The organism is Francisella adeliensis, assembly GCF_003290445.1.
GTDB lineage: Bacteria > Pseudomonadota > Gammaproteobacteria > Francisellales > Francisellaceae > Francisella > Francisella adeliensis.
In genome coordinates this window covers 495,901-514,799 of record NZ_CP021781.1, presented here as the reverse complement: position 1 = coordinate 514,799, position 18,899 = coordinate 495,901, and the positions used below count along the sequence as shown (strand labels likewise).

Below are 18,899 nucleotides of genomic sequence, written 5' to 3'. Positions count from 1 at the left end.
ACAAATCTTTCAACTAGTATTTCTAGGGAAAATTCTTATACTTAATACTAGTTCTTTATGATGGATTTAAAATTGCTTTTTAAAATACTTTCAGCTACAACAGACTCACAGTTCTCACTAAAAAAAGAATGTCTTGGCGGAATAACCACATTTCTCTCAATGATGTATATAATAGTTGTTAACCCAATGATTTTATCTCAAGCTGGTGTGCCATATGATGGAGCCTTAACAGCTACACTTTTAGTATCTTTTATAGGTTGTGTATCAATGGGAATTCTTTCAAACAATCCTATTGCTGTTGCTCCGGGAATGGGAATTAATGCTTTTTTCACTTATGCTATAGTTCAGCACATGAATGTTAGCTGGCAAATATTAGAGCTATCCTAATAATGGCTATCCCAAAACAGATAAGACATGCAGTTGTCGTAGGCATTGGACTATTGATTGCTGTAATTGCTTTAAAATCTGCAAATATAATATCATCAGACCCTGTAAATATGATCCAAATGTCTAAACTCAATATTTCATTTGCTTTATTTCTAGGTGGATTATTATTCACTGGATTCTTAATATATTTAAGATACTCAAGTGCAATGATTTTAGGTGTTGTTCTTATAACTGTTATTTATTTACTAATAGATTCCCTATTTCCAAATCTAGCTCTTTCAACTCATTTTAATGGCATTTTATCGATGCCAAACTTCTCTACATTTGCTCAACTAGACCTTATCAACTCTCTATCCATTGCTCTTTGGCCAGCAATGTTTGCTTTCATTTTTACAATTTTGTTTGATAGTATGACAGGAGCTATAGGAGTCTGTGAGGCTGGTGGACTAGTAGATAAAAATGGCGACCCAAGAAACTTCAAGGAAATACTAGCTGTTGATGGTATTTCAGGTGTCATATCAGGTATTCTGGGTACTAGTTCGGCTATAGGTTATATCGAGTCTGTTGCAGGTATTGAGGTTGGGGCTAAAACAGGTATTAGTGCTATTGTTACAGGTTTTTTATTCCTTCCATTTTTGTTCTTATCACCTCTACTTGCTTTAGTTCCAGCTGTAGCTACGGCACCTGTACTTTTTATAGTAGGTATACATATGGTAAAAACTGTTCGAGATATTGAATGGGAAAATATCCAAGAAGCAATACCTGCATTACTCACTATCTTAATAATCCCCTTAACGGGATCTATAACTCACGGAGTTATTTTAGGGTTACTACTTTGGAGTGGATTTAAAATAATGACTGTCGGCATTAAAGGTGTTTCTAAAACTCTTTTAGTTATAAATATTTTATCTATAGTACTTCTTGCATTAGATGTTATATCTTAACCTAGAAATTTATATGCTTAGATCACGACCTTACTATATATCACAGCAACTTTTTTCCCACAAAAAACACAAAATTTCGTTATAATATAGCAATTAAAATATAAGACTTATAGTTTATGATTTTTTATAACTCTCTTTCCGGTAAAAAAGAAAAATTTAAACCCATAAAACCTAACAAGATCAGTATGTATGCTTGTGGTGTAACTGTTTATGATGATTGCCATATTGGTCATGCCCGTACTTACATCGCTTTTGATGTAATTAACAGATACTTCAAGTACCGTGGTTATGATGTAACTTTAGTAAGAAATATCACAGATATTGATGACAAAATCATCAAAAGAGCTAATGAAAATGGTGAGTCTACAGAAGCACTAGTTGCTAGAAATATCAAAGCTATGCATGATGTATTTGCTAGTTTAAATATTCTAACTCCAGATCACGAGCCTAAAGCTACCGAAACAATCACTGAAATGGTTCAGATGATTGAAATTCTAATAAATAAAGGTTTTGCATATCAAGGTACCAATGGTGATGTTTTTTATCGTGTAGATAAGTTTGATGGCTATGGTAAACTTAGTAAACAAAATATAGAAGCTCTACAACAAGGTGCAAGAGTAGAAATATCTGATATTAAAGAAAATCCTATGGACTTTGTTCTTTGGAAAATGGCTAAAGAAGGTGAACCTGCTTGGGATTCACCATGGGGTGCTGGTCGCCCAGGTTGGCATATAGAGTGTTCTGCAATGTCGAAGAAACTACTTGGTGAAACTTTTGATATTCACGCAGGTGGTTCTGACCTTAGATTCCCACATCATGAAAATGAAATCGCTCAATCTGAAGCTTGTAATGAATGTACATTCGCTAATTATTGGCTACACTCTGGTATGGTGAAAGTAAACGCTGAAAAAATGTCTAAATCACTAAATAATTTCTTCACTATTGTTGAAGTATTAAAAGAATATCATCCAGAAGTTGTAAGATACTTTTTAGCATCAAATGTATATAGAAGTGAAATCAACTACTCACAAGAAAATCTAGATAATGCAAAAGCATCTATAGAAAGGCTATTTACAGCTATGCGTGGAGTTGAACCAGTCGAAGTAAACTTACCAGAAGATGCTACAGAATATGAGCAGAAATTTATCAAAGCAATGGATAACGACTTTAATGCTCCTGAAGCATTAGCAGTATTATTTAGCCTAGCAAAAGAAATTAACACTCTAAAAACTACAAACAAATTCAAAGCTAGTGGTTATGCATTTTTATTGCGTAAATTATGTGATGTTTTAGGCATATTATTTACAGATGTAGAAGAATATTTCACTCAAGATAATAGCATTGATGCTACTGAAATCGAAAAACTTATCACGGAACGAGCACAAGCAAAAAAAGATAAAAACTATGCTCGAGCTGATGAGATTAGAGATGAATTAACTGAGCAAGGTATTGTCTTAGAAGATAGTGCGACAGGTACAATTTGGAAAAAAGGTTAGTAAATGTATAGTATAGAAAAACAACAAGATAGTATAGAAAAACAACAAGATATTTTAGAAAACTTACACACAATCAGAGATTTTATTCGTTGGACAATGACTGAAATGACTGCTGAAAAAGTTTATTTTGGACATGGCTCGGACAGTATGTGGGATGAGGCTGTACATTTAGTTCTTTCAGCAATACACATGTCTCATGATATAGATACAAGCATGGTGAACGCAAACCTTCTCTTGGAAGAAAAGAAAGCTATAGTTAGCTATGTATATCAACGAGCTCATGAGCGCAAGCCACTTTCATATATCCTAAAAAAGGCTTGGTTTGTAGATATGGAGTTTGACATAGATGAAAGAGTAATTATACCTCGTTCTCCTATTGCTGAACTTATTCGCAATGATTACTCTCCTTGGGTTAGTGATATTGATAGTGTTAAAAATGTTCTTGATCTTTGCACTGGCAGTGGCTGTATTGGTATAGCTTCTTCTTTTGTATTTGAGAATGCTGATATTACACTGGTGGATATTTCTGATGATGCTTTAGAAATAGCCAATCATAATATTAAAAAACACCAACTTAGTGATAGAGTAACAGCAATTAAATCTGACTTGTTTAACAATCTTGAAGGTAAAAAGTTTGATGTAATAGTTTCAAATCCTCCTTATGTTGATAGCCAAGATTTAGAAAGCATGCCAACTGAATACCACTTTGAGCCAAAACTTGCTCTTGAAGCTGGTGATGATGGTTTAGATTTAGCAAAAAGAATAATCTTGGAAGCTGATAAACATCTCACAGAAAACGGTGTATTAATCGTTGAAGTTGGTAATAGTCAATACGCTCTAATGGAAATGTGTCCAGATATTCCATTCACATGGTTAAGCTTTGCCGAAGGTGGTGATGGCGTATTTTTACTAACTTATAAAGAGCTAGTTCAATATAAAGGTTTATTTAAAAAATATTTTAATAAGTAAAGCCTTCCTATTATTATCTCAGTACCTTCTTACTAGATCACTTATTTATAATATCATCAATATAGATAGAAAAAACTTGATGCGAATATGAGGTTGGGTGTACTTGACCTTCAAAAAGGTATTTATCATATATTCCTGAAATATAATTTTTAGGAATACACATTAAAGAATTATCTCCATAAAAATCACATGCTGATTGAGTTACATTTAAAAATGAATAATTAGCGCTATTTATTTTTATAGCCTTGTCTTTTACAATTCGATCAAAAAACTTTTCAGCATAAATAATATGTGCATTAGTTTTAGAAATATCATCTTGTAACTGTTGGTTAAACGCTTTTGATAGCGATTCAAAAAGCTTAACTTTAAAACTATTCATATTTTGCCCATTATCTGTAGCTTCTGGAGTTATACCTAAATTGGGTAAATTAATGATATAGATATTATTAGCGTTTGCACCATGCTTCACTAGATACTCAACATCATAAGCTATATCGTCTGCTGCACTCTGCATTTTAGAAATTTCTTGCACTGGAGATACTTTATTAACTATCAAGTATTTGGCAAACAGATATAGTTTGCTTAATGTGGAAGTATTATTAGAGAAATCTCCAAGAGCTAGAAATGCATTATTAGCTCCACCCCATATTATGTATATAGTCTTTGAGTTAGCCTGATTATTATTTTGATTTAAGTAACTATCTATTTGATTATGTTCTTGAATACTAACTTCACTTTCATCACAGTACTCTCCTTTTCGCAATGGTCCTATTGGAGGAGGAGCATAATCACCATCTTCGCCAATCCCCTTACAAACTGTAGCTGAACCTCCAGCCGCATAATTATTCCCTATAAGTTTTGGTATCACAGATTGATTTATATTTAGCTCAGGCGTATTAATATTGTTTGAGATACCGATATTCTCATTTCTGTACTTTAGGGCTAAAAACTGAGGCCATACAGTTTCTCCAACCTTCGGGCTTGTGTATGTAGCCTGCTTAACAATAGTAGGGGTTTCTGGTATATCCGGCCAATTCTTTTTTATTTTATGAAAATTATTTGCATAACCGACATCACTTAAACTATCTCCAAAAATCACGATATCTTTAGAAGTAACTGTAGAATAACCAGTTTTGATACCACTAAATAAAACCAAAAAAATACCAAATAAAATAACATACATTAGTGATAATGATTTTTTCATTTTTAGAAATTATCTACTATTTACTAATTTGATATTTATAAAGGATACACATCTAAACTAAAATTATAAACATTATTTTTGTAAGCAAAATATATTCGATAAATCCACCTATATACTGACAATCTTATTTTGTTTTCTCTCTGTATAAATAAGCAACGTCAAAACAAATATCAGCAATATATTCATAAATATAATTACAGTAAATACGCCTGTCCAAGAATAACTAACCTTAACTAATGCAATTGGTAAACCTGCCATTGCCGCACCTAAATATGTAATAAACCCCTTAAGCCCTGTTGCAGCCCCTGCAGCATTTTTATGAACTGACTCTATAATACCTAAAGCAAACAATAATTGTGGGCCATATATACCTGCACCAATTGCCATAAAAATAAGGGATGTTAATAGATATGATGTATCTATAGCAAACGGTAATAAAATAAAACTAACAAAAAGAATTAGTACATATACTGCACAACTAGTCCATCTATTCGATTTGAAGAAAATATCAGAAATAAACCCACCTACCAGACCACCGACAATACCACCAATCTCAAACCAAAAATTAAGAGAATTTGATTTATCTAAGCCCCAATTAGCAACCTGCGTAAAGTAAATAGCAGACCAATCATTTACAGAAGTCCTAACGACATATATACAAAGATCACCAAAAATAGCAAATAAAACTACAGGGTTTAATAAAACATATCTTATAAACATCTGCCATGTAGACATAACGATAGCACTTTTTGCTTCTACTTGAATTTCAGCCTTATCCTGCTTCCATTGTCCAATCGAGGGTAACTTATACTTTTCAGGCTTATCTTTCATAAAAACCAAGGCAATAATACCCATAGCAATTGCAATAACTGCAGGAACATAAAAAGCCATTCTCCAATTACCAGTCATCACAATAGCTTGACTAGCAATCAACGGTGCAAGTGCTCCACCAATATTGTGAGATGAGTTCCAAATACTATACCACATCCCTCTTTCCTTCTTAGAAAACCAAAAATTTAAAGATTTAGCTATTGGTGGAAAACCTGAGCCTTGAAGTATTGCAGTAAGCCAATATAAACCAGTCAGTATAATAATACTAGACGAGCTGCCTAACAGAATATTCACTATACCAATTAAAATAAGCACAGGGCCCAATATAAAGCGTACATTAACATTATCTGCTATAAAGCCACTACCGAACTTAGATAACCCATAAATAATATAAAACCCTGAAGACATAAGACCAAACTGAGTGTCCGTCATACCAATACTGCTCATAAGAGCAGGTGCTGCAGCTGCAAAATTTTTCCTCGCAATATAAAATACTATATAACTAAAAAAAGTAATACTAATTACTTCCATTCGCATTTTTTTATATGAGGCATCAACTCTTGATAGCACGTTATTCTTCATAGCAAAAATATTTGAAAAATAGAGATAAATTAATTTTAATAAAATGTCACAGAAATAACCACAAAAAAACCTACTTTAGAGTTTTTTTGAAGTTTTATAAGAATTAAAATTTTTTTGAGAAATTTAGAGAATTACTTCTTCTTTCTTTGAGGAGGAAGATCTGTTGCAGTACCTTCAAATACTTCTGTCGCCATCATTAAGCTTTCAGAAAGTGTAGGATGCGGATGAACTGTAAGAGCGATATCTTCTGCATCACAACCCATTTCAATTGCAAGAGTAGACTCAGCAATAAGTTCACCGGCATTTGTACCGACAATTGAAGTACCGATAATTTTATGATTTTCATCATAAAGTACTTTAGTCATACCTTCAGTACGATCAATACTTAATGATCTACCACTAGCTGCCCATGGAAATACACCTTTTTCATACTTGATGCCTTTTGCTTTAGCAGAAGTTTCAGTTTCACCAACCCAAGCAACTTCAGGATCAGTATAAGCAACTGATGGGATTACTAGCGGATCAAAACTATGATTAAGACCAGAGATAACCTCAGCAGCAGTTCTACCTTCCGGCACAGCTTTATGAGCAAGCATAGGTTGACCAATCACATCGCCGATTGCAAATATATGCGGCACATTCGTACGAAGCTGCTTATCTGCAGGAATAAATCCTCTCTCATCAACTTTAACACCAGCTTTCTCAGCATCTATAAGCTTACCATTTGGCTTACGGCCAATAGCCATAAGCACACGATCGTAACGCTCATTCTTAGCAGCATGGTCGCCTTCCATAGTTACATAGATACCATCTTTTTTAGCTTCCATAGCCGTTACACCCGTCTTCAGGCGAACTTCATAGCGAGCATTCATTTTTTGGTATGCTTTAACAATATCCTTGTCAACACCGTTCATTAACTGGTCAGCAAACTCTACAACTGTGATTTTAGTACCAAGCTCAGAGTAAACTTGAGCCATCTCAAGACCTATAATACCACCGCCCACTACAAGCATAGTTTCAGGAATTTCTTTCATCTGCAAAGCGCCAGTAGAGTCAATAATTCTGTCATCTTCTGGTACAAATGGCAGATTTATCACACTTGAGCCAACTGCAATAATACAGTTATCAAATGATATAGTTTTTGTGCCTTCAGCAGTTTCTACAGCAATCTCTTTATCAGAAGTAAACTTACCATAACCTTGTACGATATCAACCTTACGAGCTTTTGCCATGCCTTTTAGACCAGTAGTTAACTTACTGATCACACCATTCTTATAATCAACGATCTTGTCTTTATTGATACCCATATCGCCAACTTTTACGATACCTAAAGACTCAAGGTGACGAGCCTCATTGATAACTTTTGCAATATGTAACATAGCTTTAGACGGGATACAGCCCACATTTAAACATACGCCACCAATTTCACTATATTTTTCAACTAAAGTTACTTTTAAACCTAAATCTGCTGCTCTAAAAGCTGCACCATATCCACCAGGACCACTACCTAATACTACTAATTGTGTTTTAATATCACTCATTTTTTTTAAACTCCGCTAATATTGAATTTACATTATAATTTCGCGTAAATCAGAAAGAATCTGATTATATCTAGTCAAGAACTTAGCAGCTAACGCTCCATCAATTACTCTATGATCTGCTGACATAGAAAGTGGAAGCATAGTTCTTGGCTCAAACTCTTTACCATTCCAAACTGGTTTAACAGCAGCTTTAGATACACCCATAATAGCCACTTCTGGCATATTGATAATAGGCGTAAATGCTGTGGTACCTAGTACACCAATACTTGAGATTGTAAATGTAGCACCAGACATGTCTTTACTACCAAGCTTACCATCTCTAGCCTTACCTGCTAGTTCCATAATATCTTTAGAAATCTCAATAATACCTTTTTTATCGGCATCTTTGATGACTGGAACCATAAGACCTGCTGGTGTATCTGCAGCAAAACCAATATTATAATATTTCTTCAAAATTAAATCTTCACCATCATTTGAAAGAGAACTATTCATTCTAGGGAATTCTTGCAACGCTACTGCAGCTGCTTTCACTAAGAATGATAATGGAGTAATTTTTACACCCATCTTTTCAGCAAATGCTTTTTTAGATTTCCTAAACTCTTCAAGATCAGAAATATCTGCATCATCATAGAAAGTTACATGAGGTATTTTCACCCAGTTTCTATGCAAGTTTTTAGCAGAAATTTTATTGATACGAGTTAATGGTTGTGTCTCAATTTCACCAAACTTAGAGAAATCAACCACAGGATCAGCTAACAAATCAAGACCTGACCCACTTGCAGCAACTTTACCTGTTTGAACTTGTGTTACAGCATTTTTAATATAGTTATAACAATCTTCTTTTGAAACTCTACCTTTGCGACCAGTCGCTTTTACCTTGCTTAGGTTTACATTCAAGATTCTTGCAAGCTTTCTAACTGCAGGTGATGCATGGGCATTTGAATTATCAACTTCATACTGGTTTACAGTATTTTGAGTTGATGTTGCAGGTTTAGACTCTTGCTTCTTAGGTGTTTCCTGCTTAACTGGTTGACTAGACGCTGGAGCTGCGGAAGCAGATCCCTCTGTTTTAACCTTTAATATAAGCTTACCTTCACCAACTTTATCACCAATATTTACTAGAACCTCAACTACTTCTCCTGCTACAGGTGATGGCACATCCATACTAGCTTTGTCAGTTTCAAGTGTAATAAGAGCGTCTTCTTCTGCAATTTCATCACCAACTTTTACAGCCATTTCAATAATTTCTGCTGCATCATAGTCACCAATATCTGGAACTTCAACATCAACTACTTCACTAGCTGATGATTGTGTCGCTGGAGCATCATTAGAACTAGTATCGCTAGAACCTTCAACAGTGGTGCTACCAGTTTCTACTTTAAGAATTAAATTACCTTCACCAACTTTATCACCGATATTAACTAAAATTTCTACTACCTTACCATTAACAGGAGATGGCACATCCATACTAGCTTTATCAGTTTCTAATGTAATTAAGGGATCTTCTTCTGAAATTTCATCACCAACTTTTACAGCCATTTCAATAATCTCTGCTGCATCATAATCACCAATATCTGGCACAGCTACATCAACGACTTCTGTAGAAGAAGACGTAGTTGTTTGAGTTTCTGCAGGTTTAGCTTCTTCAGTAGTACTCGCTCCTTCAAGCTCAACTTCTAATATCACATCACCTTCACCAACTTTATCGCCAGTATTTACTGTAATTTTAGTTACTTTACCTGCAACAGGTGATGGAACTTCCATACTAGCTTTGTCAGTCTCTAATGTAATTAGAGCATCTTCTTCAGCAATACTATCACCGACAGCAACATTTATTTCAATAATCTCTGCTGCATCATAATCACCAATATCTGGTACTTTAACTATTTCTATAGACATCATTATCTCCTTTAATTAGCTATATAATGGCGCTAAACGCTCTGGGTCTATATTGTACTTTTTGATAGCTTTCTCAACTTCAGCGTCTTTCACCTTGCCTTCTTTAGCAAGACCATAAAGAGCAGCTACTACCACATGGTATCTATCAACCTCAAAGAAGCTTCTTAATGCTGCACGAGTATCTGATCGACCAAAACCATCTGTACCTAAGTTTACAAGTGTATTTGGAATAAATTCTCTTAACTGATCTGTATAAAGCTTGATGTAGTCAGTGGATGCTATCACAGGACCTTGCTCATTCTTAAAGCACTTAGTCACATAGCTTTCTTTTTGCTCAGCTGTAGGATGTAGCATATTTTCACGAGCAACATTTTTAGCTTCTCTATAAAGTTCGTTTGAGCTAGTCATACTCCAGATATTTGAAGTTATACCATACTCATCTTTTAGCATTACAGCAGCAGCTTCTACTTCTTTCAAGATAGTACCAGAACCCATAAGCTGTACATGCTTGTCAGCAGGCTTGTTATCTTCAAGCTTGTATAGACCTTTAATAATACCTTCTTCAGAACCTTCAGGCATAGCTCTATGAGTGTAGTTTTCATTCATAACTGTGATGTAATAATAAACTTTATCACCATCAACATACATTCTCTTCATACCTGAATCTAAGATTACAGCTAGCTCATAAGCATAAGTAGGATCATAAGATACACAGTTAGGGATAAGACCTGCTTGAATATGACTGTGACCATCTTCATGCTGTAAACCTTCGCCATTTAGAGTTGTACGACCCGCTGTACCACCAATCACAAAACCTTTTGCCATTGAGTCACCAGCTGCCCAAGCTAAATCACCAAATCTTTGGAAACCAAACATTGAGTAGTAAATCATAAATGGAATCATTGGTACATTATGTACACTGTATGAAGTAGCCGCAGCTATCCATGAACAGAATCCACCTTGTTCGTTAATACCTTCTTGTAAAATTTGACCATCAACGGCTTCCTTATAAAACATTACTTGTTTTTTATCTTCTGGAACATATTGCTGACCTTTAGGATTATAAATACCTAACTGTCTAAACAAACCTTCCATACCGAAAGTACGCGATTCATCAACTGTGATTGGTACTAAGTGTTTGCCAAGTTTTTTATCTTTTGCTAAATGAGTTAGCATTCTTACGAAAGCCGTAGTTGTTGAGAATTCTCTCTCACCACTATCTTCTAATAATTTACCAGCAAAGTCTTGATAGTTAGGAATCTCTAATGCTGTATTATTTTCGCGTCTAGCGGGAATATATCCACCAAGAGTTTTTCTCTTAGAATGAAGATACTTCATTTCCTTAGAGTCTTCATCAAGTTTAATAAGCTTATAATTCTCAACATCATCTTTAGTTGCAGGCACATCGAATCTTTCTTTAATATACTCAAGTGCATCTGTATCAAGTTTCTTAACGTTATGCGCGATATTTTTAGACTCACCGTATTCACCAAGACCATAACCTTTTACAGTCATTGGTAAAATAAGTGTAGGCTTACCGTTAGCTTCTTCAGTAGCTTTTTTGTATGCTGCAAATACTTTAAGAGGATCATGTCCACCACGGCGAAGTGCTGCAATATCAGCATCAGACATGTCTTTAGCTAGAGCTTCTAAATCTTCATCACCACTAAATACAACTTTACGGCATTCTTCGGCACCATGAGCTTTAATAGTATGGAACTGTCCATCATTTAGTGAGCTCAATCTATCTGCTAATTTTTTACCAGCTTTTTGGTCAGCAAGAAGCTTATCCCAATCACTACTCCATAACACCTTGATAACATTCCAACCAGCACCTTCAAACACGCCTGCTAATTCTTCAACAATATTACCATTACCGTTTACAAGACCATCTAGTCTTTGTAAATTACAGTTCACTACAAATATAAGGTTATCTAAACCTTCTCGACCAGCTCTTGTGATAGAACCAATTGACTCTGGTTCATCCATTTCACCATCACCACAGAAAGCCCACACTCTACGATCAGAAGTTTTAGCTAAACCTCTTGCCTCTAAATACTTCATGAATCTAGCTTGATAAATAGCCTGTAACGGACCAAGACCCATAGAAACTGTTGGGAATTGCCAGTAAGTTGGCTGTAAATAAGGGTGCGGATAAGATGAAACAGCATTATCACCATCAAATGCTTGCTTACGGAAATTATCCAATTGCTTTGATGATATACGACCTTCAAGGAATGAACGAGCATATACAATTGGAGATAAATGTCCTTGATAGAATATTAAATCACCTGCATGGTTTTCATTTGGAGCCTTCCAGAAGTGGTTAAAACCAATTTCATACAGAGTCATAGCACCGGCACCAGTACCAATATGCCCACCAATAGAGCCATCCTTTTTATTTGCAGCTGCAACAATAACTGTAGAGTTCCATCTATTTATTGCTTCAATGCGTTTCTCAAGTTCTATATCACCTGGATATGCTGGTTGATTACTCACATCAATTGAGTTTATATAGCTTTTTACTTTAGCGCCAGCATAAGAACTTTCTATACCAAGCTCACTACTTTTAGTAAGTAACTGCTCAAACAAAAACTTAGCGCGATCTGCACCTTCTCTACTGACAACATCTTCAAAAGCCTCAAGCCACTCTTGGGTTTCTAAAACATCTATATCTTTAGTGAAATCCGACATCGTATATCCTCCGAATTTATCGAACATTGTTAAATGAAATTACATATAAGTGAGATTATAAGTTAATAGCTTATCAACATCAACAAATAACACACTAAGTGAATTAATATTATTTATTCAACGAGACACTAATTACTTAATAAGAATAAACCCTTAAAATAAAGAATTTATAGAAAATTATCACCTATCATTATCTTTACACTATCTTTTAGGTTTTTTTTATACTATTATTGTCAGGGTAAGGATAACTTGTGACTATAAATATATTTTCCAGATATTCAATTACAAATGGTGTAAACAACTTCGTTTACTACTAAATTTAAATAAACAAAATAAGAGAATAAAATAATGAGCAATCAAGAAAAAGGTACAGTAAAATTTTTCAATGAACAAAAAGGTTTTGGTTTCATAACTCCAGAATCTGGTAGCAAAGATATCTTTGTTCATATCACAAACCTAAATGGTGGAAGTCTTTCAGAAGGTCAAACAGTTGCATTTGAAACTCAAGAAGGCAGAAAAGGTCCTGAAGCTATAAATATAGAGGTACTATAATGCCAAGTATTAGAGTTGACGAGCGTAAGCCTTTTGATATAAGCCTAAGAAACTTTAAGCGTGCTTGTGAAAAAGCAGGCATTAAGCAAGAGCTAAGAGATAGACAACACTATACTAAGCCTACTGAAAAAAGAAAAATAGCTAAGCGTTTAGCTGTTAAAAGAGCAAGAATTGCTACTCGTAGAGCTTTTGCATCTTAATAACTTTTTTCAATCTATCTATCTCTAAAAACCATTCTTAAACATAACATTTCAGTTATAAAATTCTTACAAGTAAAATAATATCCACATATGCGGATTAACCGTATATTTTGCCATATATTAAACATATATTTAACGACTACTCATTAAAAAAACTTGATTTAGCTGTGCACACCATTTTATAAACACATATTAGAGGCATTAGCTTTTCTAGGGCTTTCAACAAAAATTATTGATAGGTTTAATAGCTTTTTTATAGATTCTGTTCAAGTAAAATATTTTCTGAGCCACCTTCTTTTACAACCCATAACAGCATTGTTTTATATGGCTTGATAGATATAGTTTCAAGCTTATCATTAACTCTTATAGTATATACACCTTTTTCTAAATCAGCTGAAAAGACTGATACTGCCTGCGGCAATAAATTCCAACTTCTTTGATCCGCTTGAGTCGTTGTCATATTGTAAATTGACGTCCCTATTGCGGCAAGCGCTGCGTAATCACCCGAGCTCTGAATTGCTGCTGCTGATATAGCTGTTTTTGCAATAAGTCTCAAAACCTCTCTTGTAACTATAGCTGGATATCTATCAGATAATGATTTAGCTGCCATTGCAGTAGTATCAACTAAAATTTCAGTTTCACCTTTTTTAATCGACTTACCTGACTTCATTACATCTATACTTGCAGGGCTTCCAAGTGTATAAGTTTTATAGTAAGGCAGAGAAATTTTCTGCATTCCTGCTACCTGGAAAAACAATATAATTGGTAAATCAAACTTTTGAAGAGATTCAACCCAGTCATTCTCGTAGAGGATTACTAATCTTCCTTGATTGTCATCATAGAGCTTACCCGTTCCATCAAATGCCTGCTTAACTCTCTCAGCATCATGCTTCACATAAGAATTATTAGGAACTACATTTAATGCATTCTGCATAGAAAGGTTAGTATTATTAAGATCGGTATCATAAGCTTGATATATCATTGCAGCTAAATAGTATCCAAAAGCATTCTCATACGAGTTGTTTATCTTACTGGCGATACTTGATAACTGGCGATACTGATTAGAAGTATTTATTTCTGAAGATATTTTCGTAGTATTAACGTGTCGCATCTGACTATAGTTAGTTCCAGATACGGTGCTAGATAATTGTTTAGATTGGTATGTGGCATATTGTGCATACGAAAGATTTCTTATACTTACAGCTGCATTCTCTAGATCATTCATTTTTAAATAATTCAATGACTGATATGCATATAAAAATGTAACTTCATAATCAGAAAGATAATAATATCTCTCTTTATCACTTAATAGCGTAGCCTGTACATTTTTTATAACATTTCTAACTCGAATTTTAGCTTCCGCCTCTGATTTAGTAACATAAGCTGTGGCTTTAGAATATTTATTTAAAGAAGTATCAACATTGCCAACAAGCTGTTCAAACCTACCTGTTTCTAAAAAACCAAGAGATGCATTGACACCATCCTCTGCAAAGGAATGCAAAAACTTATTCTCGATAATACTTGCAGAGTTATTTTGAAGAGCTTGCTTTGCATTATCAACCTTACTAGGGTGGCTACCACTAAAAGTTGCACACCCTGAAAGACTTGAAAGTATAATAGCAACACTAATGATCTTAGTTTTCATTTGTTTAAGAACTCTGTTATTTGACTAAATAAGATCTCGCGCCCTTTTGAATCTTGCTAAGACTGCCGTCAACAACTATACCTATGGAGTACTTAGGCATAACATCAGTAATTCTTACCTTAGCTAAGACTTTTGCATCTAGCACAACATGTTGTCCAGTAGCCTCATCAACCGTAGTACCCCCACTCTGGCGTACCTCATAGATACTACCTTCTTTAACCCTATTACCACCTTGGTTAAAATAAATTTCTCCATCAATAACTTTCAGTACTTGAAGAGGGTATATTGCTCCAATAACTTCATCAGCAATTCTCGAACCAATCTGTTCATCAAGATAAGTAGCTATCGCAGAAAACTGTCCATCATTTGATTGCATTGTTTCATTTGCAACATTAGTTGGCACATTAACTTTCACAACGTTAGACCATTTAACTTCCATAGTCGCAAGCTCTAACACTCTATAAGCAACTGTTGCAGAGACACTCCATGTAGTAAAATGCTCACCATAGTACGATGTTTTCTTTTGATGTGAATTAACTGACAATACATTTCCAGTCAAAATAAAATCTGCACCTATTTTCTTATTTAACTTAGTTCTATCATCCTTAGAATCACTATTTATAATCTTCTCTATCTCTTTTTGATAAGCCTTATCGTCCGTATCATCCCTGCTTGCCACTCTAAATTTACGTGACTGCGTAAATTCAGCAACAATAGCTTGGTTTAGGCCTCTTTGAAAAACTTTAGCATTCGTATCTTTAGGCAATTTAGATTCATCAACCTCAAATGGTTGAATAGCAATACTAAACATTTCCAATTTATCACGCTCATCGACACTCTTATAAGTACTTCCTGAGTTTAATTGCGCCTTATTAGTTGTATCAGCAAAGCCGCCTGTCAGACTCAATAAAGCTGCAATACTTAAGGTTATTATCTTTTTCATATCAACTACTTAAAACTGATTTAAATACTGATTATCATCACTTTGCCTAATAATAACCTTGCCATTTAAAGAACTTTCGCCTTGTTGTTCTTTTTTAGTATGTTTACTACGATATTCATCATAGTTGAAATTCTTGATTTTATTAGCCGTTGCAACTTGTTTTGGATCCCATTTCAAAACCACCCCGTAAACTGTATTTTCAGTACTTGGAAGTTTGTATCTCCATCTTTTAACTGTTTTCAAACCAATAATATCAAGCTTAGCTTTTGTTTGATAGTAAGTAGATAAACTCTTCTCAATATTAGAGCTATCTATGCGGCGAGTCTGGTTTGTTTTTGTATTTTTAGCTAGTGTGCTAGAGATGTCTTCAGATAAGGTTAGCGCCTCTTTAGTTGACATTTGTCCAGCTATTAAAGTTACAATATTTGCTCTAGCTTGTATAGCTGCTTGCTTATAACCATAATCTCCTGCTGAAACTCCTTGAATTGATGGCCCAGTATACGAGCCTTGCCCGTAAGATAATATATACGGCTTATTATCTTCACCAAAACCTACACGAATACCATAGTCACCCATCATATCTTCACCTGATTTATCTTTATAGAGATCAGATGGAGCTTTACCACCGTTACCAACTATAACAGGCTCATTTCCATGCTTAATGTCTTCAAACATGCCTTTTATTTTATCCGAATAAATAACCACAACACCAATAGCTGCATTACCATTTTTCTCAACTACAAAAGTTTTAATTGGTAATAAGCCAGATAAATTACCAAAACCAGTTGTTAAACTCTTAACTGTCATTTGCTGACTTAGAAGTGCTTTCTTCTTTTCATCAACAGAGGTAAAGCTATCAGGATCTAGACCTTGCTCTTTTAACTGTTCATTAAGCTTAGCTTCTTCAAGTGCAGTTTTCTTGGCATCAACAGCTTCTTGCGTACCTTCTTTTGGCTTGTTGTTACTATCTTCCATAGTATTTGCCTTAGTACCTTGATTACTATCAATGCTCATACTTTTATCAACTTGAGTATCTGCTGATATAAATGATATATATTCTGCTTGAGCTTTAATTAAAGCTTTCTCAAACGCTAATTGGGCACTATCAACATAATTTGAGTTAGTCTGATTTTGTGATGATACTCCAATAGCTGAGCCAACATAATCATACCTATCACGCAAATTATTTTCATCAATATAGCCTTCCATCACATCATTTAGAATTTCCTCTGCTGATCTTTTATCTTCGGATGCTTGAGCAACTGGCTTTGACTCAGCTGAAATGGCTGAATTTAAATTTGCTACATCTGCACCCATATCTACTTTAGATGTCGCCGATTCACCTTGCTGTTCTGACTGTTTTTTCGCTGCGGAAGTTTCTTGAACCTCATATGCAAAAACACTGGTCGCCATAATTGACGACAAAATTATAGTACTTAAAATATTCTTTTTCATATCATATCTCCTAATAGTTCAACAACTACTCATAAAAGAGCAATTACCTAAAACAATCGCCTACCAACCAAATGTTGATTTAGTTTGTGATTTACGAATTTGCTTATCATCCTGCCAAATAACAAGACCAGTTTTTAAATCCATCATTTTCAATGTCGCCAAGAAAAACTTAGATCTTTTATCTTTATCAACACTCGTATTATCTATATCTTGAATACTACCATAAACCATATATCTAGCACCTATATGCTGACCTATCTTCGTAGCCGTACTTTGATCAACCATACCACTATTTGCCTGATACCCAAGCTGCTCTTTCACATTTTTAATTTGTGTCATATCTGTAACTTGAAAAAGCCCAGACTTAATAATTTGTGTTTGCACAGTGTTTGAAAGCATGGTTGTATTTATATGCTCACGAGTTTCATTTCTAATATTACTAAAGAATAACGTTGGCGTATCCATCGCTGTGATTTTCTTAACTGATCTTGAATTTAGCATATCTTCGGACATATCTTTCGTCATAGCTTGTAAATCTGTAGAACTAAAGTCTATCGATGTAGTATCTATTCCATTAGCATCTTCATAAGCGACTGTTGTTTTACCGCATGAAGCTAAAGATATAACCAGTCCTACTGCAAATGCAGTTGTAAGCATTTTATTTTTCATTTATTTAATAAATATAAATTCCTTATAACTTCGATTATACATAATGCAAATCAAAATGTGGAATTTATATCGAGGTATTGAAAAATTTACTCTACGGTTATTAACCCTTAACTATTAGCTATAAAGCCATATTTAACCAAAAAAATACTGATAAATGGAAATGTTATGTAAACTAGAGTAGTTATTTTATAGGATGCGACATAGAAAAAATACAAACTGATCCTACTTGGCTTATTTCATGATTTTCAAAATTTTCTTTTATGTATTGCTCAATTTTTTCGTAAGAATCATTTTCGTTATCAAAAATACCCTTTTTATTAAACTTATCTGCAACATTTATAGCCATTTTTGAATCATACCCATTAATAATAGTAGAACCAAAAGCCACGCCTGTAGACTTCAGCATCTTAGCAAGATTTTTAAAGACCATATCTTTAGTATTGTTATCTGGCAAACAATGTATAAGGTAATTTGCACCAATTGAATCAAACTGGTTATGAAATGATTCTGGCACATTCACAAGTATGTCCGTCTGAACTTTGCTAACTTCTTTATCTTTTAACACATTTTCAACATAATCAAGGCATGTCGGATTTAAATCCATTAAAGTAACTTTATCTAATTTATTTCTAACTTTATTAAGCAAATAACCAGAGCCAACGCCAACATCCAAATGATTACGGCTAACATTCTTACTATAAAGATCAACTAAGTTAGAGGTTTTGCATTTCCAGAGAAACCTATTATTAAAAAATAAAACCCAAAAATTATAGATTTTTAATACTGTTTTAGAATAAATCTTTTGTCCTGCATCAGAGCTTTTATTAGACATATAAATCTCTCATAGAATGATTTCTTTAATCTCATATACTAGCATATAGACTATAT

The 18,899-nt window shown here is 34.2% G+C and carries 16 protein-coding genes; 6 read left to right on the top strand and 10 right to left on the bottom strand.

Annotation, left to right across the window (positions count from 1 at the left end):
- The first annotated feature begins 57 nt into the window (after positions 1–57).
- From CDH04_RS10020 to prmB, 4 genes are all read left to right on the top strand, one after another.
- Complete coding sequence (locus CDH04_RS10020; protein WP_112869534.1) at positions 58–387, top strand: solute carrier family 23 protein; 330 nt, start codon at positions 58–60, stop codon at positions 385–387.
- Positions 388–389: 2 nt separating this feature from the next.
- Positions 390–1,331, top strand: a complete 942-nt coding sequence (locus CDH04_RS02545) for an NCS2 family permease (RefSeq protein ID WP_112869533.1) — start codon at positions 390–392, stop codon at positions 1,329–1,331.
- 116 nt (positions 1,332–1,447) lie between these two features.
- Positions 1,448–2,827: a cysteine--tRNA ligase gene (gene cysS / locus CDH04_RS02540; RefSeq protein WP_112869532.1), complete on the top strand. Its 1,380-nt coding sequence runs from the start codon at positions 1,448–1,450 to the stop codon at positions 2,825–2,827.
- A 3-nt stretch (positions 2,828–2,830) separates the two neighbouring features.
- Complete coding sequence (gene prmB / locus CDH04_RS02535) at positions 2,831–3,796, top strand: 50S ribosomal protein L3 N(5)-glutamine methyltransferase (RefSeq protein WP_112869531.1); 966 nt, start codon at positions 2,831–2,833, stop codon at positions 3,794–3,796.
- A gap of 37 nt (positions 3,797–3,833) precedes the next feature.
- On the opposite strand, the gene CDH04_RS02530 is transcribed toward prmB, so the two are convergent.
- From CDH04_RS02530 to aceE, 5 genes are all read right to left on the bottom strand, one after another.
- Complete coding sequence (locus tag CDH04_RS02530) at positions 3,834–5,000, bottom strand: SGNH/GDSL hydrolase family protein (protein ID WP_112869530.1); 1,167 nt, start codon at positions 4,998–5,000, stop codon at positions 3,834–3,836.
- Between the two features lie 108 nt (positions 5,001–5,108).
- Positions 5,109–6,413 carry an MFS transporter gene (locus tag CDH04_RS02525; protein ID WP_112869529.1) on the bottom strand — a complete coding sequence of 435 codons (1,305 nt, stop codon included), beginning with the start codon at positions 6,411–6,413 and terminating at the stop codon, positions 5,109–5,111.
- Between the two features lie 131 nt (positions 6,414–6,544).
- Positions 6,545–7,954 carry a dihydrolipoyl dehydrogenase gene (lpdA, locus tag CDH04_RS02520; protein ID WP_112869528.1) on the bottom strand — a complete coding sequence of 470 codons (1,410 nt, stop codon included), beginning with the start codon at positions 7,952–7,954 and terminating at the stop codon, positions 6,545–6,547.
- 27 nt (positions 7,955–7,981) lie between these two features.
- Complete coding sequence (gene aceF / locus CDH04_RS02515; RefSeq protein ID WP_112869527.1) at positions 7,982–9,853, bottom strand: pyruvate dehydrogenase complex dihydrolipoyllysine-residue acetyltransferase; 1,872 nt, start codon at positions 9,851–9,853, stop codon at positions 7,982–7,984.
- 15 nt (positions 9,854–9,868) lie between these two features.
- Positions 9,869–12,547, bottom strand: coding sequence for a pyruvate dehydrogenase (acetyl-transferring), homodimeric type (aceE, locus tag CDH04_RS02510; protein ID WP_112869526.1), 2,679 nt, complete (start codon positions 12,545–12,547; stop codon positions 9,869–9,871).
- A 348-nt stretch (positions 12,548–12,895) separates the two neighbouring features.
- Between aceE and CDH04_RS02505 the strand changes: the two genes are divergently transcribed.
- Both CDH04_RS02505 and rpsU read left to right on the top strand, forming a co-directional pair.
- Complete coding sequence (locus CDH04_RS02505; RefSeq protein WP_112869525.1) at positions 12,896–13,099, top strand: cold-shock protein; 204 nt, start codon at positions 12,896–12,898, stop codon at positions 13,097–13,099.
- A complete protein-coding gene (gene rpsU, locus CDH04_RS02500) occupies positions 13,099–13,299 on the top strand; it encodes a 30S ribosomal protein S21 (RefSeq protein WP_112869524.1) in 201 nt (66 codons plus the stop codon). The genes CDH04_RS02505 and rpsU overlap by 1 nt, the downstream gene beginning before the upstream one ends.
- Positions 13,300–13,552: 253 nt before the next feature.
- On the opposite strand, the gene CDH04_RS02495 is transcribed toward rpsU, so the two are convergent.
- From CDH04_RS02495 to CDH04_RS02475, 5 genes are all read right to left on the bottom strand, one after another.
- Positions 13,553–14,944: a COG3014 family protein gene (locus tag CDH04_RS02495; protein ID WP_112869523.1), complete on the bottom strand. Its 1,392-nt coding sequence runs from the start codon at positions 14,942–14,944 to the stop codon at positions 13,553–13,555.
- Positions 14,945–14,960: 16 nt separating this feature from the next.
- Positions 14,961–15,887, bottom strand: a complete 927-nt coding sequence (locus CDH04_RS02490) for a CsgG/HfaB family protein (protein ID WP_112869522.1) — start codon at positions 15,885–15,887, stop codon at positions 14,961–14,963.
- Between the two features lie 9 nt (positions 15,888–15,896).
- Positions 15,897–17,342, bottom strand: a complete 1,446-nt coding sequence (locus CDH04_RS02485) for a DUF6844 domain-containing protein (RefSeq protein ID WP_112869521.1) — start codon at positions 17,340–17,342, stop codon at positions 15,897–15,899.
- Positions 17,343–17,402: 60 nt separating this feature from the next.
- The gene (gene lpoB / locus CDH04_RS02480; protein ID WP_112869520.1) at positions 17,403–18,011 is read right to left on the bottom strand and encodes a penicillin-binding protein activator LpoB; all 609 of its coding nucleotides are present in this window, start codon (positions 18,009–18,011) and stop codon (positions 17,403–17,405) included.
- Positions 18,012–18,192: 181 nt separating this feature from the next.
- Positions 18,193–18,843 (bottom strand): class I SAM-dependent methyltransferase, encoded by a 651-nt coding sequence (locus tag CDH04_RS02475; protein ID WP_112869519.1) that lies wholly within the window; start codon positions 18,841–18,843, stop codon positions 18,193–18,195.
- Positions 18,844–18,899: the final 56 nt, after the last annotated feature.